This window comes from Candidatus Eisenbacteria bacterium (genome assembly GCA_020847735.1).
GTDB lineage: Bacteria > Eisenbacteria > RBG-16-71-46 > RBG-16-71-46 > RBG-16-71-46 > CAIXRL01.
Map to the genome: position 1 here is coordinate 65,798 of JADLBL010000014.1, position 25,027 is coordinate 90,824.

Below are 25,027 nucleotides of genomic sequence, written 5' to 3' on the forward strand. Positions count from 1 at the left end.
GAACGAACGACCACGGCCACGCGGGCGCCTTCCGGCGCCGCGTGGCCCGAACACGGACACGACAGGGGGAGAAACGAAATGGGTAAGGTCATCGGCATCGATCTGGGCACCACGAACTCGTGCGTCGCGGTCATGGAAGGCGGCGAGCCCAAGGTCATCGCCAACGCCGAGGGCTTCCGCACGACGCCGTCGGTCGTGGCGTTCTCGAAGTCGGGCGAACGCCTCGTCGGACTCGTGGCGCGCCGCCAGGCGGTGACCAATCCCCGGAACACGGTGTACTCGATCAAGCGGTTCATGGGCCGGCGCTTCGAGGAAGTGGGCGGCGAGCGCAAGCTCGTTCCGTACGAGGTCGTCCCGGGCCCGAATGGCGACGCGCGCGTGAAGGCGGGCGAGGGCGAGTATTCGCCGCCCGAGATCTCCGCGATGATCCTGCAGAAGATGCGGCAGACGGCCGAGGAGTACCTGGGCGAGAAGGTCACCGAGGCGGTCGTCACGGTGCCCGCCTACTTCAACGACTCGCAGCGCCAGGCCACGAAGGACGCCGGCCGCGTGGCGGGCCTCGACGTCAAGCGCATCGTCAACGAGCCGACGGCGGCGGCGCTCGCCTACGGCCTCGACAAGAAGAAGGACGAAAAGGTCGCGGTCTTCGACCTCGGCGGCGGAACTTTCGACATCTCGATTCTCGAGATCGGCGACGGCGTGTTCGAGGTGCGCTCGACCAACGGCGACACGCACCTGGGCGGCGACGATTTCGACCAGAAGATCATCGACTGGCTCGCCGAGGAGTTCCGCAAGGCGGAAGGCATCGACCTGCGCAAGGACCCGATGGCGCTGCAGCGGCTGAAGGAGGCCGCCGAAAAGGCCAAGTGCGAGCTGTCGGGAACCCTGCAGACGGATGTGAACCTGCCGTTCATCACCGCCGACCAGAACGGCCCCAAGCACCTCAACCTGACGCTGACGCGGGCGAAGCTCGAGCAGATCGTCGCGGATCTCGTCGAGCGTTGCCGCGGCCCCGTCGTGCAGGCGCTCAAGGACGCGGGCCTGCAGCCGTCGCAGATCGACGAGGTCGTGCTGGTGGGAGGCTCGACGCGCATGCCGCGCGTGCAGGAGCTGGTGAAGGAGATCTTCGGCAAGGAGCCGCACAAGGGCGTCAACCCCGACGAAGTCGTCGCGATCGGCGCGGCGATCCAGGGCGCCGTCCTCGCGGGCGACGTTCGCGACGTGGTGCTGCTCGACGTGACGCCGCTCTCGCTCGGCATCGAGACCCTCGGCGGCGTCATGACGACGCTCATCACGCGCAACACGACCATCCCGACCAAGAAGAGCGAGACGTTCTCGACCGCCTCCGACAGTCAGCCGTCGGTCGAGGTGCACGTGCTGCAGGGCGAACGTTCGATGGCGGCGGGCAACAAGAGCCTCGGTCGGTTCCATCTCGACGGCATCCCGCCGGCGCCTCGCGGCATGCCGCAGATCGAGGTCACGTTCGACATCGACGCGAACGGCATCCTGCACGTCTCCGCGAAGGACCGGGCGACCAACAAGGAGCAGAGCATCCGGATCGAGGCCTCGAGCGGTTTGAGCGAGGGCGAGATCAAGAACATGGTCCGGGACGCCGAGTCGCACGCCGACGAGGATCGCCGCCGCAAGGAGGTCGTCGAGTCGCGCAACCGGGCGGATTCGCTCGCCTACGAGGCCGAGAAGCAGCTCAAGGAAAACGGCGACAAGCTGGACGCCGAGACCCGCTCCGACATCGAATCGAAGGTCGCGGCGGTGAAGGACGCGCTCAAGGGCGAGGACGCCGCGCCGATCACGTCGGCGAGCGAGGCGCTGCAGGCGGCCCTGCACGCGGCGGCGGCGAAGCTCTACCAGCAGGCCGGCCCGGCCCCCGGCGCGGGCGCGCCGGAGCCGCCGCAGGAGGCGAAGAAGAAGGGTGACGGTGGGGACGGGGCGGTGGACGCCGACTACGAAGTCGTCAACTAGTCGGTCGGCGAGATCCGAAAGCACGACGGGCGGCGGTGGGCATCCCACCGCCGCCCGTTCCATTTCGCCTTCCCGTCACAGCCGGACGATCTTCGCCGAGCGACGTCCCTTCAGGGCGTTGCGCGTGTCCACCACGGCCTTCGACCAGGCGAGCACCTTGGAATACTTGAAGGCCTTGTGCGCCGTGGCGATCACCGCGCAGTCGTAGCGCCGAAGGCTCGCGGCCGTGAACGGCACGCTGCGCATGGTCCCGCCGGCGAAGCGGATCGAGGACACGAACGGATCGCAGTACTCGATGCGGGCGCCGCGCTCGCGCAGCTTCTCCATGATGTCCAGCGACGGGCTCTCGCGCACGTCGTCGATGTCCGCCTTGTAGGCGACCCCCAGCACCAGCACCTTCGAGCCGCGGATGGCGCGGCCGCGCTGGTTGAGCGCTTCGCCGACGAGCTCGATGACGTGGTCGGGCATGTGGCCGTTCACGTGTCCGGCGAGTTCGATGAAGCGGGCCTCGAAGCCGCTCGCCCGCGCCTTCCACGACAGGTAGAAGGGATCGATCGGGATGCAGTGTCCGCCCAGCCCCGGGCCGGGAAAGAACGGCATGAAGCCGAACGGCTTGGTCGCCGCCGCCTGGATGACCTCCCAGACGTCGATCTTCATGCGCTTGCACATCAGCGCCAGCTCGTTGACGAGCCCGATGTTGACGCTGCGAAACGTGTTCTCGAGCAGCTTCACCATCTCGGCGACCTGGGTCGAGGAGACCGGGACGACCGTCTCGAGCCGCTGCTGGTAGAGCTTGACCGCGACCTCGGTGCAGGCCGGCGTGACGCCGCCCACGACCTTGGGGATGTTGCGGGTCTGGAAGTGCGGGTTGCCCGGATCCACGCGCTCGGGCGAGAAGGCGAGGAAGAAGTCCTTTCCGACCTGCAGGCCGGTTTCCGCCAGCATCGGCAGCACGAGTTCGTCCGTCGTGCCCGGATAGGTGGTGCTCTCGAGGATCACCAGCATGCCGCGGTGCAGGTGGCGGCGGACCTGCTCGGCGGCGGCGACGATGTACGAGACGTCCGGGTCGCGCTGCTTCGAAAGCGGCGTGGGCACGCAGATGTTGACCGTGTCGCAGCGGCGCAGGACCGAGAAGTCGGTCGAGGCGTGCAGCAGGCCCTTGCGGACCAACGCCCGCACTTCGGCGGTCGGGACGTCCTGGATGTACGACCGGCCCTGGTTGAGCTGGCGGACCCGGCTCTCGTCAATGTCCACGCCGAACACCTCGAAACCCGCCTGGGCGAGCTCGACGGCGAGGGGCAGGCCCACATAACCCAGACCGATGACACCCAGCCTGGCGGTGCGTTTTTCGAGGCGATGGACGAGATTTTCGGCCGCATTGCGGCCACGGGTACTGCGGTGGGGTCGAGTCATGGCGGACGACGCTAACAACGGCCATCGGGAGCGTCAATCGGCGGCGGATCAGGGGCGTCGCGTCAGGAGTCACCCGACCGCGTACCGGTCCGGGCGGAGCGAGGCGGCCGGGTGCGGCCCGTGCGACGCCCACTTTCGCGCTTGACCGAACGCGAGCGGTCGTCCGACACTGCGGCCCGAGAGGCGTCCTGTCTTCGCCGTGCACCTGCGATCTCTGCCACCCCTTGGATGCGAAGTGGACGTGCCGTCGCTCGGGGGTGCCCCCGGTGGTCGTATCACGGGCAGTACGGGTGCCTCTTTCTTCTTGCCCGCGCCGACTTCCGCTATCTTTCGCGGCGCTTGCACCCGACCCGTTCCCACCGCCTGCTCGCGCGCTACCTTCTGGATGGCGCCACCCACTACGGTCTCGAGGACGGCCCGCGCTACCTGCGGCTGACCGGTCCGCCGTGGCTCGGAGGCGTTCCCGCGGGCCCGCTGGACGATGCGGCCCGATGCGAGCGACTCACGCCCTGTGAACCGACCAAGATCGTGTGCGTCGGCCTGAACTATGTCGAGCACGTGCGCGAGAGCCTGACCGTCGTGCCGGGGGCGACCGAGCCGCCGAACGAGCCCCTTCTCTTCCTGAAGCCGCCGAGCAGCGCGCTTCCGCCCGGCGGGACGATCCGCTGGCCCGCCGGGGTCGAGCGGCTCGACCCCGAAGGCGAGATGGCGCTCGTGGTCGGTCGCCGGGCGAGCGCGGTGAGCGAGGCCGATGCGCTCGGGTGCGTCGCGGGGGTCACCGCGTTCAACGACGTCTCGGCCCGCAACTGGCAGAAGGGCGACGGTCAGTGGACGCGCGCCAAGGGACACGACACGTTCGCGCCGTTCGGACCGGGCATCGCGCTCGGCCTTTCGCCGCTCGACCTGGCGCTGGAGCTGCGGGTGAACGGCGAGACCCGGCAGAAGACCCGAACTTCGGCCATGCACTTCGGACCCGCGTTCCTCGTCCACTGGATCTCGCGGCACTTCACGCTCGAGCCCGGGGACGTGATCGCCACCGGAACCCCGGCCGGCATCGCGCCGCTCTCGCCCGGCGATCGCATCGAGCTCGAGCTGGAGGGGGTCGGCGTGCTGGTCAACAGGGTGGGGGGGCGCGAAGCGTGAGCGCCGTCGCGCTGCTGGTCGTCAACGCGCGACCGTGGCCCGCCGCGCTTCGGCCGGGCTCCGACGCGGTGCTCGTCGCGGGCGGCCGGATCGCGGCCCTCGGCCGCGCCGCCGAACTCGAGGCGCTCGCCGCCCGCTCCGGCGGGGCGCGGCGACTGGATGCGCGCGGCGCAAGCGTCACCCCCGGCTTCGCCGACGCGCACCTGCATTTCGTGCCGTGGGCCCGCGCCCGCCGGCAGGTGGACTTGAACGGCGCGCGGACGCGCGCCGAGGCGCTGGAGCGCGTGGCCGCCGCGCTGGCGGCCGACCCGGGCGCCCTGCCGCTCGTCGGGCGCGGCTGGGACGCGGCCGGCTGGGAAGCAGGACCGCATCGCGAGGCGCTCGACCGGCTGGCGCCGGACCGGCCGGTGCTCCTGCACAGCCACGATTTCCACGCTCTGTGGGTCAACACCGAGGCGTTGCGGCGCGCCGGCGTGTCGCGCGCGACCCCGGATGCTCCGGACGCGAGGTTCGTCCGGGACGCCTGCGGCGATCCGACCGGGGTCGCGCGCGAGAACGCGGTGCGCGCCTTCACGGCGCTCGAGGACGGGGCGGGTCCGGTCGTGACGGACACGCTCCTCGACGAGGCGGCCGCGGCGCTGCACGCCGCGGGCATCACCTGCGTGCACGACTACCAGAGGAACGAAGCGGACTTCGCACGCATGCGCGCGCTGGCCGGCCGCCGGCGGCTGCGCGTCCTCCAGCACTTCGGTCCCGAGGGAATGGAAACACGGGCGGCGTCCGGACAGTCGAGCGGCGCCGGGGACGCGTGGTTCCGCCTCGGGGGCCTCAAGCTGTTCGCCGACGGCACGCTCGGCTCGCGCACGGCCGCGCTGCTTTCGCCCTGGGACGACGTTCCGGGGACGGGCATGGAGATCCTGACACGCGAGGAGTTGCTCGCGCTGGTCGCGCGCGCGGCCGATCTGCGCTGCACCGTCGCGATCCACGCGATCGGGGATCGCGCCGCGCGCCATGCGCTCGACGCGATCGAAGCTTCGCTCGCGCGCCTTCGCGCGCTGCCGCTGCCGCCGCGGATCGAGCACGTGCAGCTCCTCGATCCGGCGGACCACGGGCGCTTCGCGGCGCTGGGCGTCGTCGCGAGCCTGCAGCCGCAGCACTGCGTGAACGAGACCGCGGCGGCGCGCACCGCGTGGGGCGCGCGCTGCGCGCACAGCTACCCGTGGGCGAGCCTGCTGGCGAGCGGCGCGGGCCTGGCCTTCGGCTCGGACGCCCCGGTCGAGCCGCCGCTGCCGTGGCTGGGCCTGCACGCCGCCGTGGCCCGCACCCACCCGGATGGAACGCCGCAGGGCGGGTTCTTCCCGGCCGAACGGCTGACGCTCGATCAGGCGATCGGCGCCTACACGGCCGGGGCCGCCGCGGCCGCAGGGCTCACGGGCCGGCTGGGGACGCTGGACCCGGGAGCGGAGGGCGACCTCGTGGTCTGGGATCGGGACTTGTCCGCCGCGCCGTGGGCGGGGATTCTGGCGGCCCGGCCGGTCGCCACCGTGCTGGCCGGCGAAATCGTGTATGACTCCACGCAGGCCGCGTCCGCTCCGGGTTCGCCGGGGGCCGCGGCCGGAGGACGCCCGCCCGCATGACCCTGGCCCACGCGACCCTGCCGGACGCCGAGCTCGTCAATCTCGCGCGCGACGGCGACACGCGCGCCTTCGACGAGCTCGCGCGCCGTTATCAGGACCGGGTCTTCCGGCTGTGCTTCAAGATCCTCCGCCACGAGGACGACGCCCTCGAGGCCGCGCAGGACGCCTTTCTCTCGGCCTACAAGGGCCTGGCTCGCTTCAAGGCGGAATCCACCTTCTCGACCTGGCTCTACCGCGTCGCGACCAACGCCGCCCTGATGAAGTACCGCAAGCGGCGCGACGGGCACGTTTCGTACGAACAGTCGCAGAGCGTCATCGAGGATCTCGAACCGATGGCGATCGCGGACTGGTCCGAGCAGCCGCTCGACCGGCTGCTCGACGCCGAGACGCGCGAGATCCTGAGCCGCGAAATGGAGCGCCTGCCCGACAACGAGCGCGAGGTGTTCGTCCTGCGCGACATCATGGAGCAGTCGAACGAGCAGGTCTCCCGCGAGCTCGGACTTTCGATCGCGGCGGTCAAGTCGCGCCTGCATCGGGCGCGTGTCCACCTGCGCGACCGGGTCAACCGCCACTTCCGCGACAAGCTCGCGCGCAAGCCGCGACCGTGACGGCTCAGCGGCCCGCGAACCAGAACAGCAGGATGCCGGCCGCCAGCACCGTGCGGTACGCGAAGAACACGCCGAACCCGGTGCGCCGCAGCATGCCGAGCAGCAACCGGATCGCCAGCACGCCGAAGATCGCGGAGGTGACGACCCCGATCGCGAGCGTGGAGGCGGGCAGGCCCGGCGGCATCTCGCGCGCCTCGAGCAGCAGCGCGCCGAACGTGATGGGCGTCGCGAGCAGGAACGAAAAGCGGGCGGCGGAGACGCGCGAGAGCGCCTGCACGCGGCCCGCGGTCATGGTCACCCCCGAGCGCGAGACGCCCGGAACGAGCGCGAGGCACTGCGCGAGCCCCATGCCGACGGCCTGCGCCCAGGACGGCGTACGGGTCTCGCGGCCCGGCGCGAGGAAGCGGTCGGAGAGCCACAGCAGCAGCCCGAACACGAACAGCATCACGGCCTGCAGCGGGAGCAGGCGAAGGTGCGCTTCGGCGGCCGAGCCCAGCAGCTTGCCGACGATCGCCGCGGGGACGGTCGCGACGATCAGCTTCGCCCACAGCAGCCGCGCTTCCCGCGCCGCTTCGGGCTCGCGCGAGAAGGCCTCGCGCAGCAGGGTCATCCAGTCGCTCCAGAAGGCCACGACCAGCGCGAGCAGGGTTCCGCCGTGCAGCGCGACGTCGAACGCCAGGCCCCCGTACGGCCAGCCCAGCAGGGTCGGGATCACGTACAGATGGGCGCTGCTCGAGACCGGCAGCAGTTCGGTGAGCCCCTGCACCGCGCCGAGCACCGCGGCCTGCAGGGGCGTGTACACGACGGGAGTGGCCACCGCGGTCGCGAGCATGGCGCGGGACGCTAGCACGCGGGTCTGCGCGTGACCAGCCCGGGCGACGTGATCGACGCCTCTCCGGAGCCTCCGCCCGACACGACACGACGCGTCGCGAAGGACGCGGGACGGGTCGGAGCGGCGACGATGCTGTCGCGCCTCCTCGGGCTGGTGCGCGACCAGACGATGGCGGCGCTGTTCGGTGCGGGATTCGCGAGTGACGCCTTCAACGCCGCGTTCCGCATTCCCAACCTGCTGCGCGACCTGTTCGCCGAAGGCGCGATGTCGGCGGCCTTCATCCCGACCTTCACCGAGGCGGAGGCGAAGCGCGGCGCGAACGAAGCCTGGGTGCTCGGCCGCCAGGTGATGTCTTCCCTGCTCCTCGTGCTGCTCGCGCTGTGCGTGCTCGGCTGGGCCTTCTCGGCGCCGTTCATGGACCTGCTCGCCGGCGGCTTCGCCCGTGAGCCCGGCAAGCTGGACCTGACCGCGTGGCTGTTCCGCGTGATGCTGCCGTTCCTGCCGCTGGTGGCGATGTCGGCGGTGGCGATGGGCATGCTGAACGCGCGCGGCGTGTTCGGCGTGCCGGCGCTCGCGCCGGCGCTGCTCAACGCCGGCATGGTCGTCTTCGGGCTGGCGCTCATGCCGGCCTGCCGGGCGATCGGGCAGCCGCCGATCGTCGCCATGGCGATCGGCGTGGTGCTCGGAGCGGGGCTGCAGTTCGCCTTCCAGCTGCCGTCGCTCCGCCGGCAGGGGTTCCGCTTCGCGCTCGAGTGGCCCACCTGGCCTCCCGGCGTCCGCCGGATCGCGATGCTCATGGGCCCCGCGACCATCGGCCTCGCCGCGACCAACGTGAACGTCATCGTCGCATCGCGCATCGCCAGCTCGTTCGTCGAAGGCACCGTCACCTGGCTCTACTGCGCGTTTCGCCTCATGCAGCTGCCGATCGGCGTCTTCGGCGTCGCGCTCGCCACGGTCAGCATGCCGGCGCTCTCCCGCGCCGCGGTGGACGGCGACCTCGGGGCGCTCAAGTCCACGCTCTCGGCCGCCACGCGGCTGGTGCTCGTGCTGACCATTCCCGCGGCGGTGCTGCTCGCGGTGCTCGCCGAGCCGACGCTCGCCGTGCTGTTCGAGCACGGGCATTTCCACGCCGCCGACACGCTGCATACCGCCGAAGCGCTCGTCTTCTATTGCCTCGGCCTGCCCGCGTTCGCCGCGATCGGCGTCTTCTCCCGCGCCTTTTACGCGCTCGGCGACACGCGCCTGCCGATGTTCGCGAGCCTCGCGGCCGTCACGGTCAACCTCGCGCTCAACCTGTTGCTCGTCGGTCCGCTTCGCTTTCTCGGCCTCGATCACCGGGGCATCGCGCTCGCCGCTTCGCTGGCGGCGTTCGCGAACCTCGCCCAGCTGGTGTACTGGCTGCGTCGCCGGATCGGCGGCTTCGGCGGCCGGCAGGTTCTCTCGACGCTGCTGCGCGTGCTGGCCGCCGCCGGCTTCGTCGGTGGCGTGCTGGCTCTGGGCATGCACGTGCTCGGCCCGCGCTGGCGGCACGGACACCTGACCGAGCTGGCGACCGTGGGTTGCGGCCTGGCGCTCGGCGCCGGGCTTCTCTGGCTGGCGCTGCGCGCCGCGCGCGTCGAGGAGCTCGCGGTGATCGAGGGCCTCGTTCGCTCGCTGCGCCGGCGATTCGCGGGCGGGCGCTGAGATGCCGGCCCTCCCGGGGCGTCCGGCGGGCCGGTCGTCGCCCGGCCTGCGCTCGTTGTGCTCTTTCGCGGCGGCGATGACCCGGCGGGACTTCGAGGTCGCGCGCGCGGCCGTCGCGGCGGCCCGACGCGGCGGATCTCGTCGCGTGGCGGCCGAGGAGGCCGCGCTGATGCTCACGCTTCACGCCGGGTTCCCCGCGGCGCTCGAAGCGCTTCGCGTGCTGAACGAAGCATGGCCCGGCCGTGCGCGTGCCCGGAGGGAGGGAAGCGTCGCGGACTGGCGATCGCGCGGCGGGCGGTTGTGCCGGCAGGTCTACGGTCCGGCGTTCGCCAGGCTGGTGCCCGCCGTACGGGCGCTGCACCCGGACCTCGCGGTCTGGATGATCGAGCACGGCTACGGCCGGGTGCTCTCCCGGCGGGGGATGTCCGCGCGCGATCGCGAGCTGGTCGCCGTCGCGACGCTCGCCGCGCTCGGCTGGGAGCGTCAGCTGGTCAGTCACCTGCTCGGGGCGCTGCGGGCGGGCGGTACGGAGCGCCAGATCGCCGTCGCGCTTCGAGCGGGACTTGTGGGCGCGGAGGACGAACGGCGCGCCTCGGCACGCTCGGCCTGGCGCCGCGTGGCCGCGGCCGACCCGCGCTGGCGCGCCCGCCGGACTTCGCGGCGCGTCTGACGGGCCGGGAGCGCGCCCAACGGCGCCGCGGCGCTCCCGTCGCCCGCGGCACTCCCGGCTGGCGGTGCATGAACGGCGCGGGCTAGGATGCCCGCCTCATGCCCTCGCCCTGCCGTCCCTCGGCGTCCGTCCACCGCTGTCCCGCGGAGCGCGTCCGGTGAAGTCCGGCACGCTCGCCGCCCGCGCGCGGCTCGCGGGCCGTCCCGGGACGCCCACCGAACGGCTGTTCGACCCGATCACGCACGACCTGCTGACCGGTGGGCCCGTTGCCCGTGAGCGGTTCGCGCGCGTGTGGACCGATGGTGCGGCCCTGCGCTCGCTGGCGGCGACCAAGCGCGCCCCGCTCGACCCCGCGCTCGCGCGCGACATGACGGACTACCATCGCCGCCTCGGCGCCTCGCAGGCCTCGCTCGCGAACCTCGAACGGCTCGTGCGTGGCGAGGCGGTCGCGACGGTCGCGGGCCAGCAGCCCGCGCCGCTCGGCGGCCCGCTCTATTCGCTGCACAAGACCTCCTCGGCGGTCGGCCTCGCCGCGGTCGTGCGCTCGCGCGCCGGCGTGCCGGCCGTGCCGCTGTACTGGATGCACGGCGAGGACTCCGACTTCGCCGAGATCCGGCACGTCTCGGTCAGCGACGCGGCGCTCGCGGTTCACGACTTCGCGCTTCCCGACACGGCCCACGCCGAGGGCGGACTGGTCGGAGACATCCCGCTCGCTCCGCTCGCCGAGATCACGGCCACGGCCCTCGCGCGCTGGGAGGGACTCGCCGGTGCGGCGGACGCCGGCGCGCTCGCGCGGCGCGCGCTCGACCCGGCGCGCGATCTCGGCGAGGCGACGAGCGCGCTGCTGCTGGCGTTGTTCGCCGACCAGGGCCTGGTGGTGATCGATCCGCGGCTGCCGGCGTTTCGCGCTGCCGCCCGCGCGGTGATCGAACGCTACCTGGCGAATGCCGACGCCCTGCACGCCGCCGCGAACGCCGCCGGTGCGCGCCTGCAGGCGCTCGCCGGGCGCAGGCCGCTCGACGCCGGCGCGCTCGAGTCGTTCGTGTTCGAGATCGAGGGCGGGCGCAGGCGCAAGCTCTCGGCCGCGCAGGCGCGATCGCGCGCGGCGTCCATGACGCTCAGCCCGAGCGTGGCGCTGCGGCCGGCGGTCCAGGACGGCGTCTTTCCCACCGTTGCGATGGCGTGCGGACCCGGCGAAATCGCCTATCTCGCCCAGCTCCGGGAAGTGTTCGAAGGCGTCGGGGTGACGCCGGCGCTGGTCGTGCCGCGATTCGGCGCGACCTGGCTGCCCCCGGAGGCCCTCGAGCTGGCGGAGGCCGCGGCCACGGAAGCCTGGGACGTCGTGGCGGGCGCCGACGCCGTGGTCGCGCGCGTCGCGCAGCAACGGGTGCCGGCCGAACTCGAGGGCGAGCTGGTGCGGGCCCGTGCGGCCGCGCTCGAAGGACTCGAACGCTTCGCCGGCTCCTCGCGCGCGCTGGATTCGAGCCTGCCGCAGATGGTCGAGTCCGCGCGCGGCAAGGTGGACTACCAGTTCGCGCGCCTTCACGAGGGCCTGATCGGAAAAGTGCGCGCCCGCCTGGATCGCGAGCATCCCGCATGGCGGCGCCTGCGCTACGTGCTGCTGCCCGGCGACCGCCTGCAGGAGCGGCGCCTCGCCACGCTCGAACCGGTGGCGCGCCGCGGCGCGGGGGTGGTCGCGGAGCTCTGCGAGGTGGCCGCCGAGCACGCCGCGCGGGCCGCCGAGGGCGTGCACGAACACTGGCTGCTGGAGGCCTGATGCCGAGCGAAGCGCTGTTCTTCGGGGCGCATCCGGACGACATCGAGTTCTCGTGCGGCGGCCTGGCCGCGCTGCTCGCGAGCCACGGGCACGCGGTCGGTCTCGTGGACCTGACGCGGGGCGAGCTGGGCACGCGCGGCGACGTCGCCGTTCGCGAGCGCGAGGCGGCCGCGGCGGCGCGGGCGCTGGGCGTGGGTTCGCGCGAGTGCCTCGGGCTTCCCGACGGCGGGCTCGACCGGCACGATCGCGCGCAGCTGGCGGCCGTGGTCGGCGCGATTCGCCGCCACCGGCCGTCGCTGGTCGTCGCGCCGCACCGCGCGGACGCCCACCCCGACCACGTCGAGACCTCGCACCTGGTCACCCGCGGCTGCTATCTCGCGGGCCTCGCGAAGTTCGCCCCGGGAGAGCCGCGCTGGCGGCCCGCGCGGCTCCTGTACGCGCTCTATCGCGGCGAGACGCCGCCGACGCTGATCGTGGACATCACGCCCGTCTGGGAGGCGCGCGTGGCGGCGATCGCGGCGCACGCGAGCCAGCTCGATCCGGCCGCGGGCGAGCCCACGTACCTGACCTCGCCCGGCTTTCTCGCCGAGGTCGAGGCGCGAGCGAGGTTGTTCGGCGTCGCGGGCGGTTGCACGTGGGCCGAAGGCTACCGCGTTCGGGGCCCGCTCGCGCTGCGCGACGCGCGCGCGTTGCTCGGCCCGGCGGAGCGGGTCGGATGACGCCGGCGAGCGAGCGGAAGAAGCCGCGGCGCACCGCGCGTCCCCGGCGGCCGATGCGGATCGGCATCAGCTGCTACGCGCACTTCGGGGGCAGCGGGGTGGTGGCGAGCGAACTCGGCCTCGAGCTCGCCAAGCGAGGCTACGAGGTGCACTTCATCGCCTCGCGCCTGCCGTTCCGCTTGCGGCAGTTCGAGTCGAACGTGTTCTTCCACGAATCGAGCCCGGCCTACTACCCGGTGTTCGAGGAAGCGCCCTCGAACCTCGCGCTCGCCGCCAAGATGGTCGAGGTCGCCGAGAACTATTCGCTCGACGTGCTGCACGTGCACTACGCGATGCCGTTCGCGACCAGCGCCTACCTGGCGCGGCAGATGCTGCTGCCACGCCAGCTCGGGGTGGTCACGACGCTGCACGGCACCGACATCACGGTCGTCGGGGCGGAACCCGCCTATTACCGGGTCACGCGGTTCGGGATCGAGTCCAGCGATCGCGTCACGGCCGTCAGCCGGTATCTCAAGCAGCGGGCCGAGGCCACCTTCGGGACCCGGCGGCCGATCCAGGTGATCTACAACTTCGTGGACCCCGAGGTGTTCGCCCCCCGCAGGAGCGGCCGGCTGCGCCTGGCCGGACCCGGGACACGCGTCATGATGCACGCCTCCAACTTCCGCGCCGTCAAGAATATACCGGTGGTGATTCAGGTTTTCGCCGAAGTCCGGCGGCAGATCCAGGCCAAGCTGGTCATGGTCGGCGACGGCCCCGAGAAGCCGGCGGCCGAGCAGCTGGCGCGCGAGCTCGGCGTGCACCGCGACGTGCTCTTCCTCGGCAATCAGGACTGCATGGAGGAGTTGCTCCCACTTGCCGATGTATTCGTACTGCCGAGCTCGTCGGAGAGCTTCGGGCTCGTGGCGCTCGAGGCCATGAGCGCCGAGGTGCCGGTCATCGCTTCGAACGCCGGCGGGCTGCCCGAGGTCGTGGAGCATGGGTTCACGGGATTTCTGCACGATCCCGGTAACCTGGGCGGCTACGTCGAGTCGGCGCTCAAGCTGCTCGGCAACGAGCGGTTGCGGCGGACGATGGGGCGGAGGGGGCGGCGCGTGGCGCGCGAGCGTTTCGGCGCCGACGAGCGCGTGCAGGAGTACGTCAAGGTCTACGAATCGCTGCGCTGAAGGTCGGAGGATTCCCGATGCTCGGAGCGCGCAGGCGCATCGCACTGCTGGCCGAGGGCCACTTCGCTCCGATGGACGCGAAGACGGCCGTCGGAGTGCTGCGCTACCGTCCGGACGAGGTCGTGTGCGTGATCGACTCGACGCGCGCCGGTCGGACGGCGGCCGAGTGCGTGGGCGTCGGCGGGGACCGCCCGGTGGTCGCGGACGTCGAGTCGGCCGCGGCCCGCGGAGCCGACACACTGCTCGTCGGCATCGCCCCGCAGGGGGGCGGCCTGCCCGACGACTGGCGTTCACCGATCGCCTCCGCACTCGCCCGCGGCTGGGACGTGCTCGCCGGATTGCACGCGTTCCTCGGGGACGACCCCGAGTTCGCGGCGCTGGCCGCGGCGAACGGCGCGCGCATCCTCGACGTCCGCCGCCCGCCCGCGCGGCGCCCGATCGCCGCCCGTCGCGCCACCCGCTGCGGCGCGCTCGTCGTGCTGACCGTGGGCAGCGACTGCAACGTCGGCAAGATGACCGCGGCGCTCGAGGTCCAGGCCGAGCTCCGCCGGCGCGGCGTGCGCGCCGCCTTCGTCGCGACGGGTCAGACCGGCATCTTCGTCGCCGACGAGGGGGTGGCCGTGGACGCCGTGGTTTCGGACTTCGTCGCCGGCGTGACCGAGGACCTGGTGCTTGCGGCGGCCCGGGACGCGGACGTCGTCCTGGTCGAGGGACAGGGCACGCTGTTCCACCCCGGCTACTCCGGGGTCTCGCTCGCGCTGCTCCACGGCGCCTGCCCGGAGGCGCTGATTCTCTGCCACGAGGCCGGACGCACGCTGCTGCGCGCCGCCGACGACGCCGAACCGCTGCCGATCCGGCCGCTCGCCGAGCTGGTGGCCGAGCACGAACGCGTCGCCGGCTGGATGCGCCCCGCGCGCGTCCTCGGAGTGGCGCTCAACACGCGCGCGCTCGCCGAGGACGAGGCGCGCCGCGCCGTGGCCGGCGCCGGTCGCGCGACCAGCCTTCCCGCCACCGACCCGGTGCGCTTCGGTGCGGCACCGCTGGCCGACGCCGTCCGCCGTGCCCTCGAGGAGCGAGCGATCCGTGCGCCTGGTCGTTGAGACGCTCGAGCTGCGGACGCGGCACGAGTTCCGGATCGCGCACGGCGCGCACCGGAACTACCGCAACGTGCTCGTCCGGCTGGAGCACGATGGGATCTCGGGCCTCGGCGAGGGCTCGGCGTCGCATTACTACGGCGAGTCGCACGAGACCATGCGGCTCGCGCTCGAGACCTGGGCGCCCTTGCTCGGCGACGACCCGTTCGCGCTCGACGCGATCGGGGCGCGGCTCGACGCCGCGCTCGCCGGGCACGGCGCGGCGCGCGCGGCGCTGGAGATGGCGCTGCACGACTGGATCGGCAGGAAGCTCGGGTTGCCGGTGTGGAAACTGCTCGGGCTCGACGCCGCGGCCGCGCCGATCTCGTGCGTGACGCTCGGCATGGCGGGGCCCGAGGAGATGGAACGGAAGCTCGAGGAGGTGCTCGACTTTCCGGCGATCAAGGTCAAGCTCGGCGCGCCGGGCGACGTCGAAAACCTGAAGCGCGTGCGGAAGCGTTATTCCGGCCGCCTGCAGGTGGACGCCAACGCGGCATGGACGGCGGCCGACGCGGTGCGGGTGCTGCACGAGATCGCGCCGCTCGGCATCGAACTCGTCGAGCAGCCGGTCGCGCGCGGGGACCTCGAGGGCCTGCGCCGCGTGCGCGAGCGGAGCCCCATCCCCGTGTTCGCCGATGAAAGCTGTCACCGGCTGGCGGACGTCGGTGTGCTGGCGGGATGCGTGGACGGCGTCAATCTGAAGATCATGAAGACCGGCGGCCTGCGCGAGATGCTGCGCATGGTCCACGCCGCGCGCGCGCACGGACTGAAGATCCTGCTCGGCTCGATGATCGAAAGCAGCCTCGCGCTTTCGGCGGCGGCGCAGCTCGCGCCGCTCGCCGACTATCTCGACCTCGACGGTCACTGGCTGCTGGCCGACGATCCGTTCCAGGGCGCGCCGGGAGAACGGGGCGCGATCACGCTCTCGCAGCAGCCGGGGCTGGGCGTACGGCCCGCCGGGGCGGCCCGATGAGCCTGCGCCTCCGGCTGCTCGTCGGCCTCACGACGCTGGCCGCGCTCGCGGTGCTCGGCACGAACGTTCCGCCGATGCTGCGCGTGGACTGGGGGCACTTCGTCGCCTGGACGGTGATCTGCCTCGTTTCCGAGACGATGTGGACGCAGAACCTCTCCGGCGCCGGCACCTGGAGCCTCGCGGCCGCGGCCTGCCTGTCCACCATCGTGCTGTGGGGCACGGGTGCGGGCATCTGGATCGGGGCGCTGAGCACGCTGATCGCCGACCTGTTCGTCGCCCGCAAGGAATGGGTCAAGGCGGCGTTCAACACCGGCCAGATCGCGCTGACCGCATGGTGCGCAGGGCTGCTGTTCGACGTGCTCGGCGGGCGCGCCGCGCTGCCCGTCGCCGAGGGCGGCGCGCAGCTCGTGCGCGGCTCCGCTCCGACGCTGGCCTTCTCGTTCGTGGCGCTCGCGGTGACGTTCTTCGCGGTCAATCGCGCGATGGTGGCGCTGGCCGTGGCGTGGTCGGGGGAGCGCACCTGGTGGCGGGTGCTGCGCGAGGACTGGCTGTTCGTGGCCCGGCTCGAACTCGACGCGTCGTCGTTCATGCTCGTCCCGCTCATGGTCATCTCGTACATCGCCATCGGCTACCCCGGCGTGCTGCTGTTCTTCGCCCCGCTCTTCATGCTGCTGCAGTCCGACCGCCGCTACCACGAGCTGCGCAGGGCCGAGGAGCACAACCTGCGCAACGCCCGGTTCGCCGCCAAGGGCGAGCTCGCGGCCGGCATCGGCCACGAGCTCAACAACCAGCTCGTCGCCATCACGGCCCGCGCGCAGATGCTGCTCAAGGACGCCGAGCGGCAGCGCTTCGACGGCGCCCCGCGTCATGCGCAGATCATCCTCGACCAGTCGCGGCGCATGGGCGCGCTCGCCAAGGGACTGATGGACTACACGCGCAACGAGGTGAACGCGGAGCTGCTCGACCTCAACGCCCTGCTCCTGTCCACCATCGAGTTCGTGAAGGGCGACAAGCGCTTCCGCGCCGTCGAGTGGGAAGTCGAGCTGGACTCGGGGCTGCCGCACCTGCGCGGCGACATCGGCCAGATCCAGGGCGTGTTCATCAACCTGTTCGTGAACGCGGCGGACGCGATGTCGTCGCAGGAGTCGCGGCGCGCGATCAGCGTGCGCACGGCACTCGACGACCGCACGCATGCGGCGAGCGTCGTGGTGGCCGACACGGGCCCCGGCATTCGCCCCGAGCATCTGCCGCACATGTTCGAGTTCATGTTCACGACCAAGCCCGAGGGCCATGGGTTCGGACTCTCGACCTCGCATCGCGCGATCGAGAACCACGGCGGCCGCATCACCGTCGAAAGCCCGGAGGGCAGCGGCGCACGCTTCGCCATCTCGCTGCCGCTTCGCGGCCCGTGGGGCGCGAGCTGAGCCACGGTCCGGCGGCGCCGGCGCCCGGTCCCGGGGGCGCGCGCGCCCTCCGGCCACTCGAAGCGACCGTCCGCCGCGTGGATTTCGCGGGCCTCTCGCTCGCCGCCGAGCGCGGCGAGCCGTTCGACGCCACGGTGCGCGGGCGCGTGATGGGGCGCCGCAAGTCGCTCGGCAACGCGGTCGTCGTCGGCGACCGCGTGCGGCTGGCGTGGGAGGGCGGGCGCGCGGTGGTCGTGGGGGTCGAGCCGCGCCGCAACGCGTTCTCGCGGCGCGCCGCCGGCGGGCGTGACGAGGAGCAGGTCGTCGCGGCGAACCTGGATCAGGTGGTGATCGTGACCGCGCTGCGCCGGCCCGAGTTTCGGCACGGCTTCGTGGACCGCGTGCTCGTGCAGTCGCTGGTCGCGGGCCTGCCGGCGCTGCTGGCGCTGAACAAGACCGACCTCGGAGACTCGCGCGAGGCCGAAGCGCTGCTCGCCGACTACGCGCCGGCCGGCGTCCCCGGGCTGCAGTTGTGCGCGAAGTCGGGCCGGGGCGTCGAAGCCCTGCGCGAGGCCTGTCGGGGGCGGCGCTCGCTGTTCGTCGGGCACTCGGGCGTCGGCAAGAGCACGCTGCTCGACCGGCTGGCGCCCGGCCACGAACTGCTCGCGGCGGAGGTCAACGAGCGCACCGGCAAGGGCCGGCACACCACCACCGCCGCGCTGCTGCTGCGGCCCGCGCCGGACCTGGAGCTGATCGACACGCCGGGCGTGAGGGCGTTCGCGCTCTGGGGCGTGGATGCGGGAACCCTGGCGGAGTATTACCCTGAGTTCGGATCCCTTCGCGCCGATTGCCGGTTCGCGGACTGCCGTCACGATCGCGAGCCGGGCTGCGCGGTGCGTGCGGCGGTCGAGCGCGGCCTGGTGCACGAGCACCGGCTCGCGTCGTTCCGCAAGCTGAGGGAGGAGCTCGAGGGAGGTCGGTGGTGAAGGCGGAAGGGAGCTTCAATCCGGCGCTCGAAGCGCTCGAATGCTTCGATTGCGGTGTGGCCTGCGACCTGACGGCGCCGCGCGCGACCTGCCCGGCGTGCGGCCGCCCGCTGGTCGCCCGCTACGACCTCGCCCGTGTGCGGGCGACGACGCCCCGCGACGGCCTGGCGGCGTTCGGCACCGACCTGTGGCGCTACCGCGCCGTGTTGCCTTTCTCGACGACCTTCGCGCCGGTGCGCCTCGGCGAGGGGGGCACGCCGCTGCTGCCGCTCGCGCGCCTGGGCGAATCGCTCGGCGTCGCCGAGCTGTGGCTGAAGGAGGAGAGCGGCAACCCGACGCAGTCGTTCAAGGCCCGCGGCCTCGCCCTGGCGGTCAGCGGGGCGCTCGCGTTCGGCGTCCGCGGCATCGCCCTGCCGAGCGCCGGCAACGCCGGCTCCGCGGCCGCGGCCTACGCCGCGGCCGCGGGGCTGCCGTGCCGGGTCGTCATGCCGGAGGACACTCCCGAGGCGTTCGTGCTCGAGACGCGCGCGTTCGGCGCCGAGCTGCGGCTCGTGGACGGGACGATCGCCGATGCGGGCCGGCTGCTCGCCGAATGGGCGCCGGCGCCGCAGTGGTGGAACGTCTCGACCTTCAAGGAGCCGTTCCGGCTCGAGGGCAAGAAGACGCTCGGCTACGAGATCGCCGAACAACTCGGCTGGCGGCTGCCCGACGTGATCCTTTATCCCACGGGTGGAGGCACGGGCCTGGTCGGCATGGCGCGCGCGTTCCGCGAGCTGGCGTCGCTCGGCTGGACCGAGGGCCCGATGCCGCGGCTGGTTGCCGTGCAGGCGGCGGACTGCGCGCCGGTCGTGCGCGCCTTCGAGTCGGGAGCGGCCCGCGTCGCTCCCTGGGAAAACGCGCGCACCGTGGCGTCCGGCCTGCGCGTGCCCTCGCCGTTCGCCGACACGCTGATCCTGGCGGCGATTCGCGACAGCGGGGGCACGGCGGTCGCGGTTCGCGACGAGGACCTGCTCGACGCGATGCACGAACTGGCCGGCAGCGAGGGCGTCCAGGCGTGCCCCGAAGGCGCGGCGACCCTGGCGGCGCTGCGGCAGCTGCGGCGCAGCGGCGAAGTGGGGGCGGCCGAGCGCGTCGTGATTTTCGACACGGGAAGCGGGCTCAAGTACCCGGAGGCCTGGCGGCTCGCGCTCACGAGACGCGACGCGGTGGCGGAGGTGGCGCGGTGAGACGCCTACCCGGAGCCGCGATGGTTGCGGCGATCCTGCTCGCGATCGGGACGCCGGCGCCATGCACCGTCCGAGCCGCGGGGGGTGCCGACGCGCCCGCCGTCCGTGTCGTCGCCGCGAGGCTCGACGGCCCGGTCTCGCCCGTGATGGACGACGTGCTGCGTAGCGCGCTCGAGCGCGCCGCGCGCGAGCAGGCGGCGGCCGTGCTGCTCGAGATCGACACGCCGGGCGGACTGGAGTCGAGCATGCGCGACATGATCCAGAGGCTGCTGGCGAGCGAGGTTCCGGTCATCGCGTGGGTGACTCCTTCCGGGGCGCACGCCGCCTCGGCCGGCGTGTTCATCGTCATGGCCTGCGACGTGGCGGCCATGTCGCCCGGCACCAACATCGGCGCCGCGACGCCGATCTCGATGAGCGGCCCGATGGACTCGACGCTCGCGCGCAAGGCGACGAACGACGCCTCCGCCTTCGCCCGCACGATCGCAGCGCAACGGGGTCGCAACGTTCGCTGGGCCGAGCGCGCGGTGCGCGAGGCGGTCGCGGCGAGCGAGACCGAGGCGGTCGCCGAGAGCATCGTGGACTTCGTGGCGGGCACGCAGGCGGAAGTGCTCGCGAAGGCGGACGGCCGCCCGTGGCGTCGCGGCGATCTCGTCCGCACGCTGGACCTGAAGGCGGCCGTGGTCACGCGGCTCGATCCGGACTTTCGCCAGCGCCTGCTCGGCCACATCGCCGATCCGAACATCGCCTACATCCTGATGATGCTCGGCTTCTACGGACTGATCTTCGAGCTGCAGAACCCGGGCGCCATCCTGCCCGGGGTGGTCGGGGGCATCTGCCTCGTGCTGGCCTTCTTCGCGCTCTCGACCCTGCCGGTCAACGCGGCGGGCGTCGCGCTCGTCGTGCTCGGACTTGCCTTCCTGCTGGCCGAGATCAAGGTCGCGAGCCACGGCATGCTGGCGATCGGCGGGACGCTGTCGCTGGGCCTCGGCACGCTGATGCTGTTCCGCTCGGGGACCGTGCAGGTCTCGCTGCCGCTGGTCGTGGCCGGCACCGCGCTGACCGCGGGATTCTTCCTGTGGGTGATCGGCGCCGGGCTGCGGGCCGGACGACGCAGGGTGACGACCGGCGCTCCCGGCCTCGTCGGCCAGCGGGGCGTTGTCGTCGGGAAGATCGACGTCGCGGGCATGGTCCGCATCGGCGACGAACTGTGGAGCGCGACGGCGGACGAGGTGCTCGAGACGGGCGCCGCGGTCGAAGTCGTATCGGTGTCGGGATTGCAGCTGTCGGTCCGGCGGCTGCGAAGGGAGGGGTGAGCATGCCTACGGCGATCGTCTTCATCGTCCTGGTGATCTTCGTCGCGTTCTCGATTCTCGCCAACGCGGTCCGTGTCGTGCGCGAGTACGAGCGGCTGGTCGTGTTCCGGCTCGGGCGGCTGATCGGCGAGAAGGGACCGGGCCTGGTGCTGCTGATCCCGGTCGTGGACCGGGCGGTCAAGGTCGGGCTGCGCACCGTCACGATGGACGTGCCGCCGCAGGACATCATCACGCGCGACAACGTGACGGTGAAGGTGAACGCCGTCATCTACTTCCGTGTTATGGACTCGCAACAGGCCGTCGTCCAGGTCGAGAACTACCTGTACGCGACGAGCCAGATCGCGCAGACGACGCTGCGCTCGATCCTCGGTCAGCAGGAGCTGGACGAGCTCCTCTCCGAGCGCGAGAAGCTCAACATGGCGCTGCAGCAGGTCATTGATCGCCAGACGGAACCGTGGGGCGTCAAGGTCACCACGGTCGAAGTCAAGAACGTGGATCTGCCGCAGGAGATGCAGCGCGCGATCGCCCGCCAGGCCGAGGCCGAGCGCGAACGCCGCGCCAAGGTGATCAACGCCGAAGGCGAGTTCCAGGCGGCGGCGCGGCTCGCCGAGGCGGCGGCCGTCATCGCCCGCGAGCCCGCGGCGATGCAGTTGCGCTACCTGCAGACGCTCTCGGAGATCGCCACCGAGAACAATTCGACGACGATCTTCCCGATTCCGATCGACCTGCTGCAGGCGCTCTCGAACTTGGCCGCGCGCAAGGGCTAGGCGTTCTCGGACGGCACCTGGCCGCGGGAGCGACGCGTCGTGAGGATTGCCGTCACCGGCGCGAGCGGGTTTCTCGGGCGCCCGCTGGTGGCGCGCCTCGCCGGCGCCGGGCACGAAGTGGTGCGGCTGGTCCGGCGCGCGCCGCGGTCGGCCGACGAACGCGCCTGGGATCCCGTCGCCGGAGTCCTCGACCGCTCCGCCCTCGCCGGGGTCGAGGCCGCGGTGCACCTCGCGGGGGCGGGCCTCGCGGACGGCCGGTGGACGGCCGCGAGGCGCACCGCCATTCGCGGCAGCCGCGTGGACTCGACGCGGCTGCTGGCGGAGACGCTGGCGGGTCTCGCGCCGCGCCCCCGCGTGCTGATCTCCGCCTCGGCGATCGGCATCTACGGCGATCGTGGTGAGGAATGGCTCGAGGAATCGAGCGCGCCGGGCGCCGGATTCCTCGCCGGGGTCGCGCGCGAGTGGGAGGCGGCGGCCGCACCCGCGGCGCACGCCGGCATCCGTGTGGCTCATCCGCGCACGGGAATCGTGCTCGCGCCCCACGCGGGGGCGCTCGCGGCGCTGCTGCCGCTCTTCCGGCTCGGGCTCGGCGGGCGGCTGGGTTCGGGGCGGCAGTGGTGGAGCTGGGTCGCACTGACGGATGCCGTTGGTGCGATCGTCCACGCGCTGGCGGACGACCAGGTGCGCGGTCCGTTCAACCTCGTCGCGCCGGCTCCGGTGCGCTGCCGCGCGTTCGCGAGCGCGCTCGGCCGTTCGCTCCGGCGGCCCGCGCTGCTGCCGGCGCCCGCGTTCGCGCTGCGGGCGTGGCTCGGCAGGGCCCGCGCCGACGAACTGCTGCTCGCAAGCCAGCGCGTCCTGCCCTCGGCGCTCGCGCGGAGCGGCTTCGAGTTCACCTCGCCAGACCTGGACGACACGCTCGTGCGGCTGTTGCGATCGTCGCCCGGGAAGTGACCGGGGGCCCCGACGGCGCGTTGCTCATGGGTCCACGCGGGGCTCCGGGCAGCGGTGCGCACGCGGCGTCTTTTCCCGCTTGTCGGGAGCGCGCCCGTCTGGCTAACCTGCTGGCCGTGACCGCCCTTCCGCGCAAGCTGCTCGCGATCGCCGCGTGCCTGGTGCTCGCCGGATGTTCGTCGTCGCCCGCTCCCGGTCCGCTGACGGCGCCTCCGCCGCTGCCTCCCCGCGTCGTTTCGGGCGCGCCCGACACGGCGGGCGTGTCGGTCGGCTCGCCGAACGCGCTCTACCGATTCCGCTTCAAGCAGACCGAGCCGGGAGGGGACTTCAACTTCCGCGACCGCGACCTGACCTTCTATTTCCGGCCGACGCCGACCGCGCTTTATTTCCGGATCGAGAATCTGCAGGGCCGGCCGGTATGGATCAACTGGGACAACAGCCGGTTCCTCGACGTCAACGGCCGCACCGGCAAGGTGGCTCACAGCACGACCCGCTGGAGCGACCGTTATTCGCTGCAGGCCCAGACCCAGGTTCCGGGACAGCAGCAGTACAGCGATTACGTGTTCCCGATGGACGACCTGACGGACCCGGGCTCGACCGGCGGCGAGGACCAGCAGCCGCACCGCCCCCTGATTCCCGAGGACCAGAGCGCTCCGATGTACACGGGCCGAAGCTTTGGCGTGGATCTCGAGTTCCTCGTCGAGGACCGCCCGCGCACCTACACGTTTCGATTCCAGGTCGCGAGCGTCATTCCGCGCTGAGCCCCGGCGGCCCGGGGCGCCTCACGGGGCTCCGGAGCCGCTTTGACAGCGGGCCGCGAACGGGTCTAGAAACTCCAGTTCCACGGCCCTCCGCAGGCCCGCGCAGCCGCTCGCTTCCTACTTCCAACATGGATCGACCCCGATGACGACGAACGAGAACCCGACACCGCCCGAGACGACCCCCCCGGACACCGAGGGCGACTTCGAAGCCTCGTCCGCCGAGTTCGCGAAGGCGCTGCAGGAGTTCGAGCGTCGCCAGAGCGGGGCCGAGTCCGTCCCGATGGCCGAGACGCAGCCGGCGGTCGGCGAGCGCCTGAGCGCCAGGGTCGTCTCGGTCGGCGAGAGCCACGTCCTGCTGGACTATGGCGGCCGCAGCGAAGGCGTCGCCGAGACGCCGCAATTCCGCAACGAGGACGGCTCGATGGGCATCATTCCCGGCGACCAGCTCGAGTTGTACGTCGTCGAGAGCGGCGAGCAGGTCGTGCTGGCGAAAGCGGCCACCCCCTCGAAAGCGGGTGGCGCGAGGGCCGAGCGCGTGGCCGCGCTGGCCGCGCTTCGCGAAACGATCGACGCGGGTGTCCCCGTGACGGGCAAGGTGACGGGCACGAACTCGGGCGGACTGGTGGTGGACGTCGGCGGTGTACGCGCGTTCTGCCCCGTTTCGCAGATCGAGAACGGATTCTGCGCCGACCCGGGCGTCTACGTGGGTCAGACCCTCGAGTTCCTGGTCGCTTCGGTCGAGGAGGGGCGCGGCAGCGCCGTGCTCTCGCGCCGCAAGCTGCTGCGCCGCTCGGAAGAGGCCAGCGGCCGGCAGTTGCTGTCCGAGCTCAAGCCCGGCGACGAACGCGAGGCGGTCGTGCGTCGGCTCGAGCCTTTCGGCGCGTTCGTGGGCCTGGGCGGCGTGGACGGGCTGGTGCACGTTTCCGAGATCCGCCACGAGCGGACGAACCACCCGAAGGAAGCGCTCAAGGTCGGCGAGCGGGTGAAGGTGAAGGTGCTCAAGATCGAGACCGGTAAGGACGGCAAGCCGCGCATCGCGCTCTCGATCAAGGCGGTGTCGCCCGACCCGTGGGAAGGCGTCACGGAGCGCTTCAAGCCCGGCGAACGCGTCAGCGGAACGGTCGTGCGTCTGACCGATTTCGGAGCGTTCATCGCGCTCGCTCCCGGAATCGACGGACTCGTCCACGTCTCCGAGGTCGCGTCGCACCGCATCGCGACGGTCAAGGACGCGCTCAAGCGCCACCAGGCGGTCGAGGCCATCGTGCTGTCGGTGGACGCCGACAAGCGCCGCATCGCCCTGTCGGTCCGGCAGGCGCTCGAAGCCTCGCTGCCCCCCGCGCGCACGCCGCAGATTGGAGAGACCGTCGAAGGTCGCGTCGGCAACGTGGTCGCCTTCGGGGTGTTCGTGGACCTGCCGGAGTTCGGCCCTCGCGCGAGCGGTCTGCTGCCGCGTGAGCTGAGCGGTCACGCCGGCGAGGCGGAGATGAAGGAGCAGTTCAAGATCGGCCAGCCCGTGCGCGTCGAAGTGATCGAACTGCGCGAGGGCAAGATCCGCCTCGGCCTCGAAGGCGGGCCGCGCCCCGAGCCGCGCGCCCCGCGCGCTCCACGCGCCGAACGCGAAGGCGGCGGGCGAAGCGGACGGGGCGAGCGTGGCGGACGGGAGAGGAGCGACCGGCCGCGGCGCGAAGGTCCCGGGCGCGGAGCCCGGGAGGAGCGCCCGAACATCGTGTCCTCGACCGTTCCGGCCAACGAGCCGACCACCATGGCGCTCGCGCTGCGCAAGGCGATGGAGGACGCCCGGCGCAAGGCGGAGGGTCAGGGCCGGTAGGTCCGATCGTTTCCGAAGGGTGCCTGCGGGGCCCGCGAACGCCGTCGTTCGCGGGCCCCGC

21 protein-coding genes are annotated in these 25,027 nt (G+C 72.4%); 19 read left to right on the plus strand and 2 right to left on the minus strand.

Translation table 11 applies throughout. The features are described 5' to 3' along the window. Positions 1–78 precede the first annotated feature (78 nt). Positions 79–1,980, plus strand: coding sequence for a molecular chaperone DnaK (gene dnaK, locus IT347_06155; protein ID MCC6349158.1), 1,902 nt, complete (start codon positions 79–81; stop codon positions 1,978–1,980). 75 nt (positions 1,981–2,055) lie between these two features. Here the strand turns inward: dnaK and IT347_06160 are convergent, their stop codons facing one another. Beyond that, on the minus strand, positions 2,056–3,393 hold the full coding sequence (locus tag IT347_06160) for a nucleotide sugar dehydrogenase (GenBank protein ID MCC6349159.1): 1,338 nt from the start codon (positions 3,391–3,393) through the stop codon (positions 2,056–2,058). Positions 3,394–3,621: 228 nt separating this feature from the next. Here IT347_06160 and IT347_06165 point away from each other — a divergent pair, with 228 nt between their 5' ends. Genes IT347_06165 through IT347_06175 form a run of 3 tightly spaced genes read left to right on the plus strand, consistent with a single transcriptional unit; the run spans position 3,622 to position 6,781 of the window. Then, a complete protein-coding gene (locus tag IT347_06165) occupies positions 3,622–4,536 on the plus strand; it encodes a fumarylacetoacetate hydrolase family protein (GenBank protein ID MCC6349160.1) in 915 nt (304 codons plus the stop codon). After that, positions 4,533–6,173: an amidohydrolase gene (locus IT347_06170; GenBank protein MCC6349161.1), complete on the plus strand. Its 1,641-nt coding sequence runs from the start codon at positions 4,533–4,535 to the stop codon at positions 6,171–6,173. The genes IT347_06165 and IT347_06170 overlap by 4 nt, the downstream gene beginning before the upstream one ends. After that, a complete protein-coding gene (locus tag IT347_06175) occupies positions 6,170–6,781 on the plus strand; it encodes a sigma-70 family RNA polymerase sigma factor (protein ID MCC6349162.1) in 612 nt (203 codons plus the stop codon). Before IT347_06170 ends, IT347_06175 begins: the two co-directional genes overlap by 4 nt. A gap of 4 nt (positions 6,782–6,785) precedes the next feature. Here the strand turns inward: IT347_06175 and IT347_06180 are convergent, their stop codons facing one another. Beyond that, on the minus strand, positions 6,786–7,631 hold the full coding sequence (locus IT347_06180; GenBank protein MCC6349163.1) for an undecaprenyl-diphosphate phosphatase: 846 nt from the start codon (positions 7,629–7,631) through the stop codon (positions 6,786–6,788). A gap of 111 nt (positions 7,632–7,742) precedes the next feature. On the opposite strand from IT347_06180, the gene murJ reads away from it, so the two are divergent. The 15 genes from murJ to IT347_06255 all read left to right on the plus strand — a co-directional run bounded on the left by murJ (position 7,743) and on the right by IT347_06255 (position 24,966). Next, positions 7,743–9,296: a murein biosynthesis integral membrane protein MurJ gene (gene murJ / locus IT347_06185; GenBank protein ID MCC6349164.1), complete on the plus strand. Its 1,554-nt coding sequence runs from the start codon at positions 7,743–7,745 to the stop codon at positions 9,294–9,296. A 169-nt stretch (positions 9,297–9,465) separates the two neighbouring features. Beyond that, entirely contained in the window at positions 9,466–9,966 is a 501-nt protein-coding gene (locus IT347_06190) for a carboxymuconolactone decarboxylase family protein (protein ID MCC6349165.1), read from the plus strand. Positions 9,967–10,123: 157 nt separating this feature from the next. Beyond that, positions 10,124–11,743 carry a bacillithiol biosynthesis cysteine-adding enzyme BshC gene (bshC, locus tag IT347_06195; GenBank protein MCC6349166.1) on the plus strand — a complete coding sequence of 540 codons (1,620 nt, stop codon included), beginning with the start codon at positions 10,124–10,126 and terminating at the stop codon, positions 11,741–11,743. Continuing rightward, the gene (gene bshB1 / locus IT347_06200; protein MCC6349167.1) at positions 11,743–12,462 is read left to right on the plus strand and encodes a bacillithiol biosynthesis deacetylase BshB1; all 720 of its coding nucleotides are present in this window, start codon (positions 11,743–11,745) and stop codon (positions 12,460–12,462) included. The genes bshC and bshB1 overlap by 1 nt, the downstream gene beginning before the upstream one ends. Positions 12,463–12,515: 53 nt before the next feature. After that, complete coding sequence (gene bshA, locus IT347_06205; protein ID MCC6349168.1) at positions 12,516–13,625, plus strand: N-acetyl-alpha-D-glucosaminyl L-malate synthase BshA; 1,110 nt, start codon at positions 12,516–12,518, stop codon at positions 13,623–13,625. A 17-nt stretch (positions 13,626–13,642) separates the two neighbouring features. Beyond that, on the plus strand, positions 13,643–14,725 hold the full coding sequence (locus tag IT347_06210) for a DUF1611 domain-containing protein (protein ID MCC6349169.1): 1,083 nt from the start codon (positions 13,643–13,645) through the stop codon (positions 14,723–14,725). Next, complete coding sequence (locus IT347_06215; GenBank protein ID MCC6349170.1) at positions 14,709–15,731, plus strand: dipeptide epimerase; 1,023 nt, start codon at positions 14,709–14,711, stop codon at positions 15,729–15,731. The genes IT347_06210 and IT347_06215 overlap by 17 nt, the downstream gene beginning before the upstream one ends. Beyond that, positions 15,728–17,155, plus strand: coding sequence for a HAMP domain-containing histidine kinase (locus IT347_06220; GenBank protein ID MCC6349171.1), 1,428 nt, complete (start codon positions 15,728–15,730; stop codon positions 17,153–17,155). The genes IT347_06215 and IT347_06220 overlap by 4 nt, the downstream gene beginning before the upstream one ends. A 77-nt stretch (positions 17,156–17,232) precedes the next feature. After that, entirely contained in the window at positions 17,233–18,120 is an 888-nt protein-coding gene (gene rsgA, locus IT347_06225) for a ribosome small subunit-dependent GTPase A (GenBank protein MCC6349172.1), read from the plus strand. Beyond that, positions 18,117–19,346 (plus strand): threonine synthase, encoded by a 1,230-nt coding sequence (locus IT347_06230; GenBank protein ID MCC6349173.1) that lies wholly within the window; start codon positions 18,117–18,119, stop codon positions 19,344–19,346. Before rsgA ends, IT347_06230 begins: the two co-directional genes overlap by 4 nt. Then, a complete protein-coding gene (locus IT347_06235) occupies positions 19,343–20,659 on the plus strand; it encodes a nodulation protein NfeD (GenBank protein ID MCC6349174.1) in 1,317 nt (438 codons plus the stop codon). Before IT347_06230 ends, IT347_06235 begins: the two co-directional genes overlap by 4 nt. A 2-nt stretch (positions 20,660–20,661) precedes the next feature. Next, positions 20,662–21,426 (plus strand): slipin family protein, encoded by a 765-nt coding sequence (locus IT347_06240; GenBank protein MCC6349175.1) that lies wholly within the window; start codon positions 20,662–20,664, stop codon positions 21,424–21,426. A 39-nt stretch (positions 21,427–21,465) separates the two neighbouring features. Then, positions 21,466–22,377: a TIGR01777 family protein gene (locus IT347_06245; GenBank protein MCC6349176.1), complete on the plus strand. Its 912-nt coding sequence runs from the start codon at positions 21,466–21,468 to the stop codon at positions 22,375–22,377. A 116-nt stretch (positions 22,378–22,493) separates the two neighbouring features. Next, a complete protein-coding gene (locus IT347_06250; GenBank protein MCC6349177.1) occupies positions 22,494–23,138 on the plus strand; it encodes a hypothetical protein in 645 nt (214 codons plus the stop codon). Between the two features lie 142 nt (positions 23,139–23,280). Then, positions 23,281–24,966, plus strand: a complete 1,686-nt coding sequence (locus IT347_06255; GenBank protein MCC6349178.1) for a S1 RNA-binding domain-containing protein — start codon at positions 23,281–23,283, stop codon at positions 24,964–24,966. Positions 24,967–25,027 lie beyond the last annotated feature (61 nt).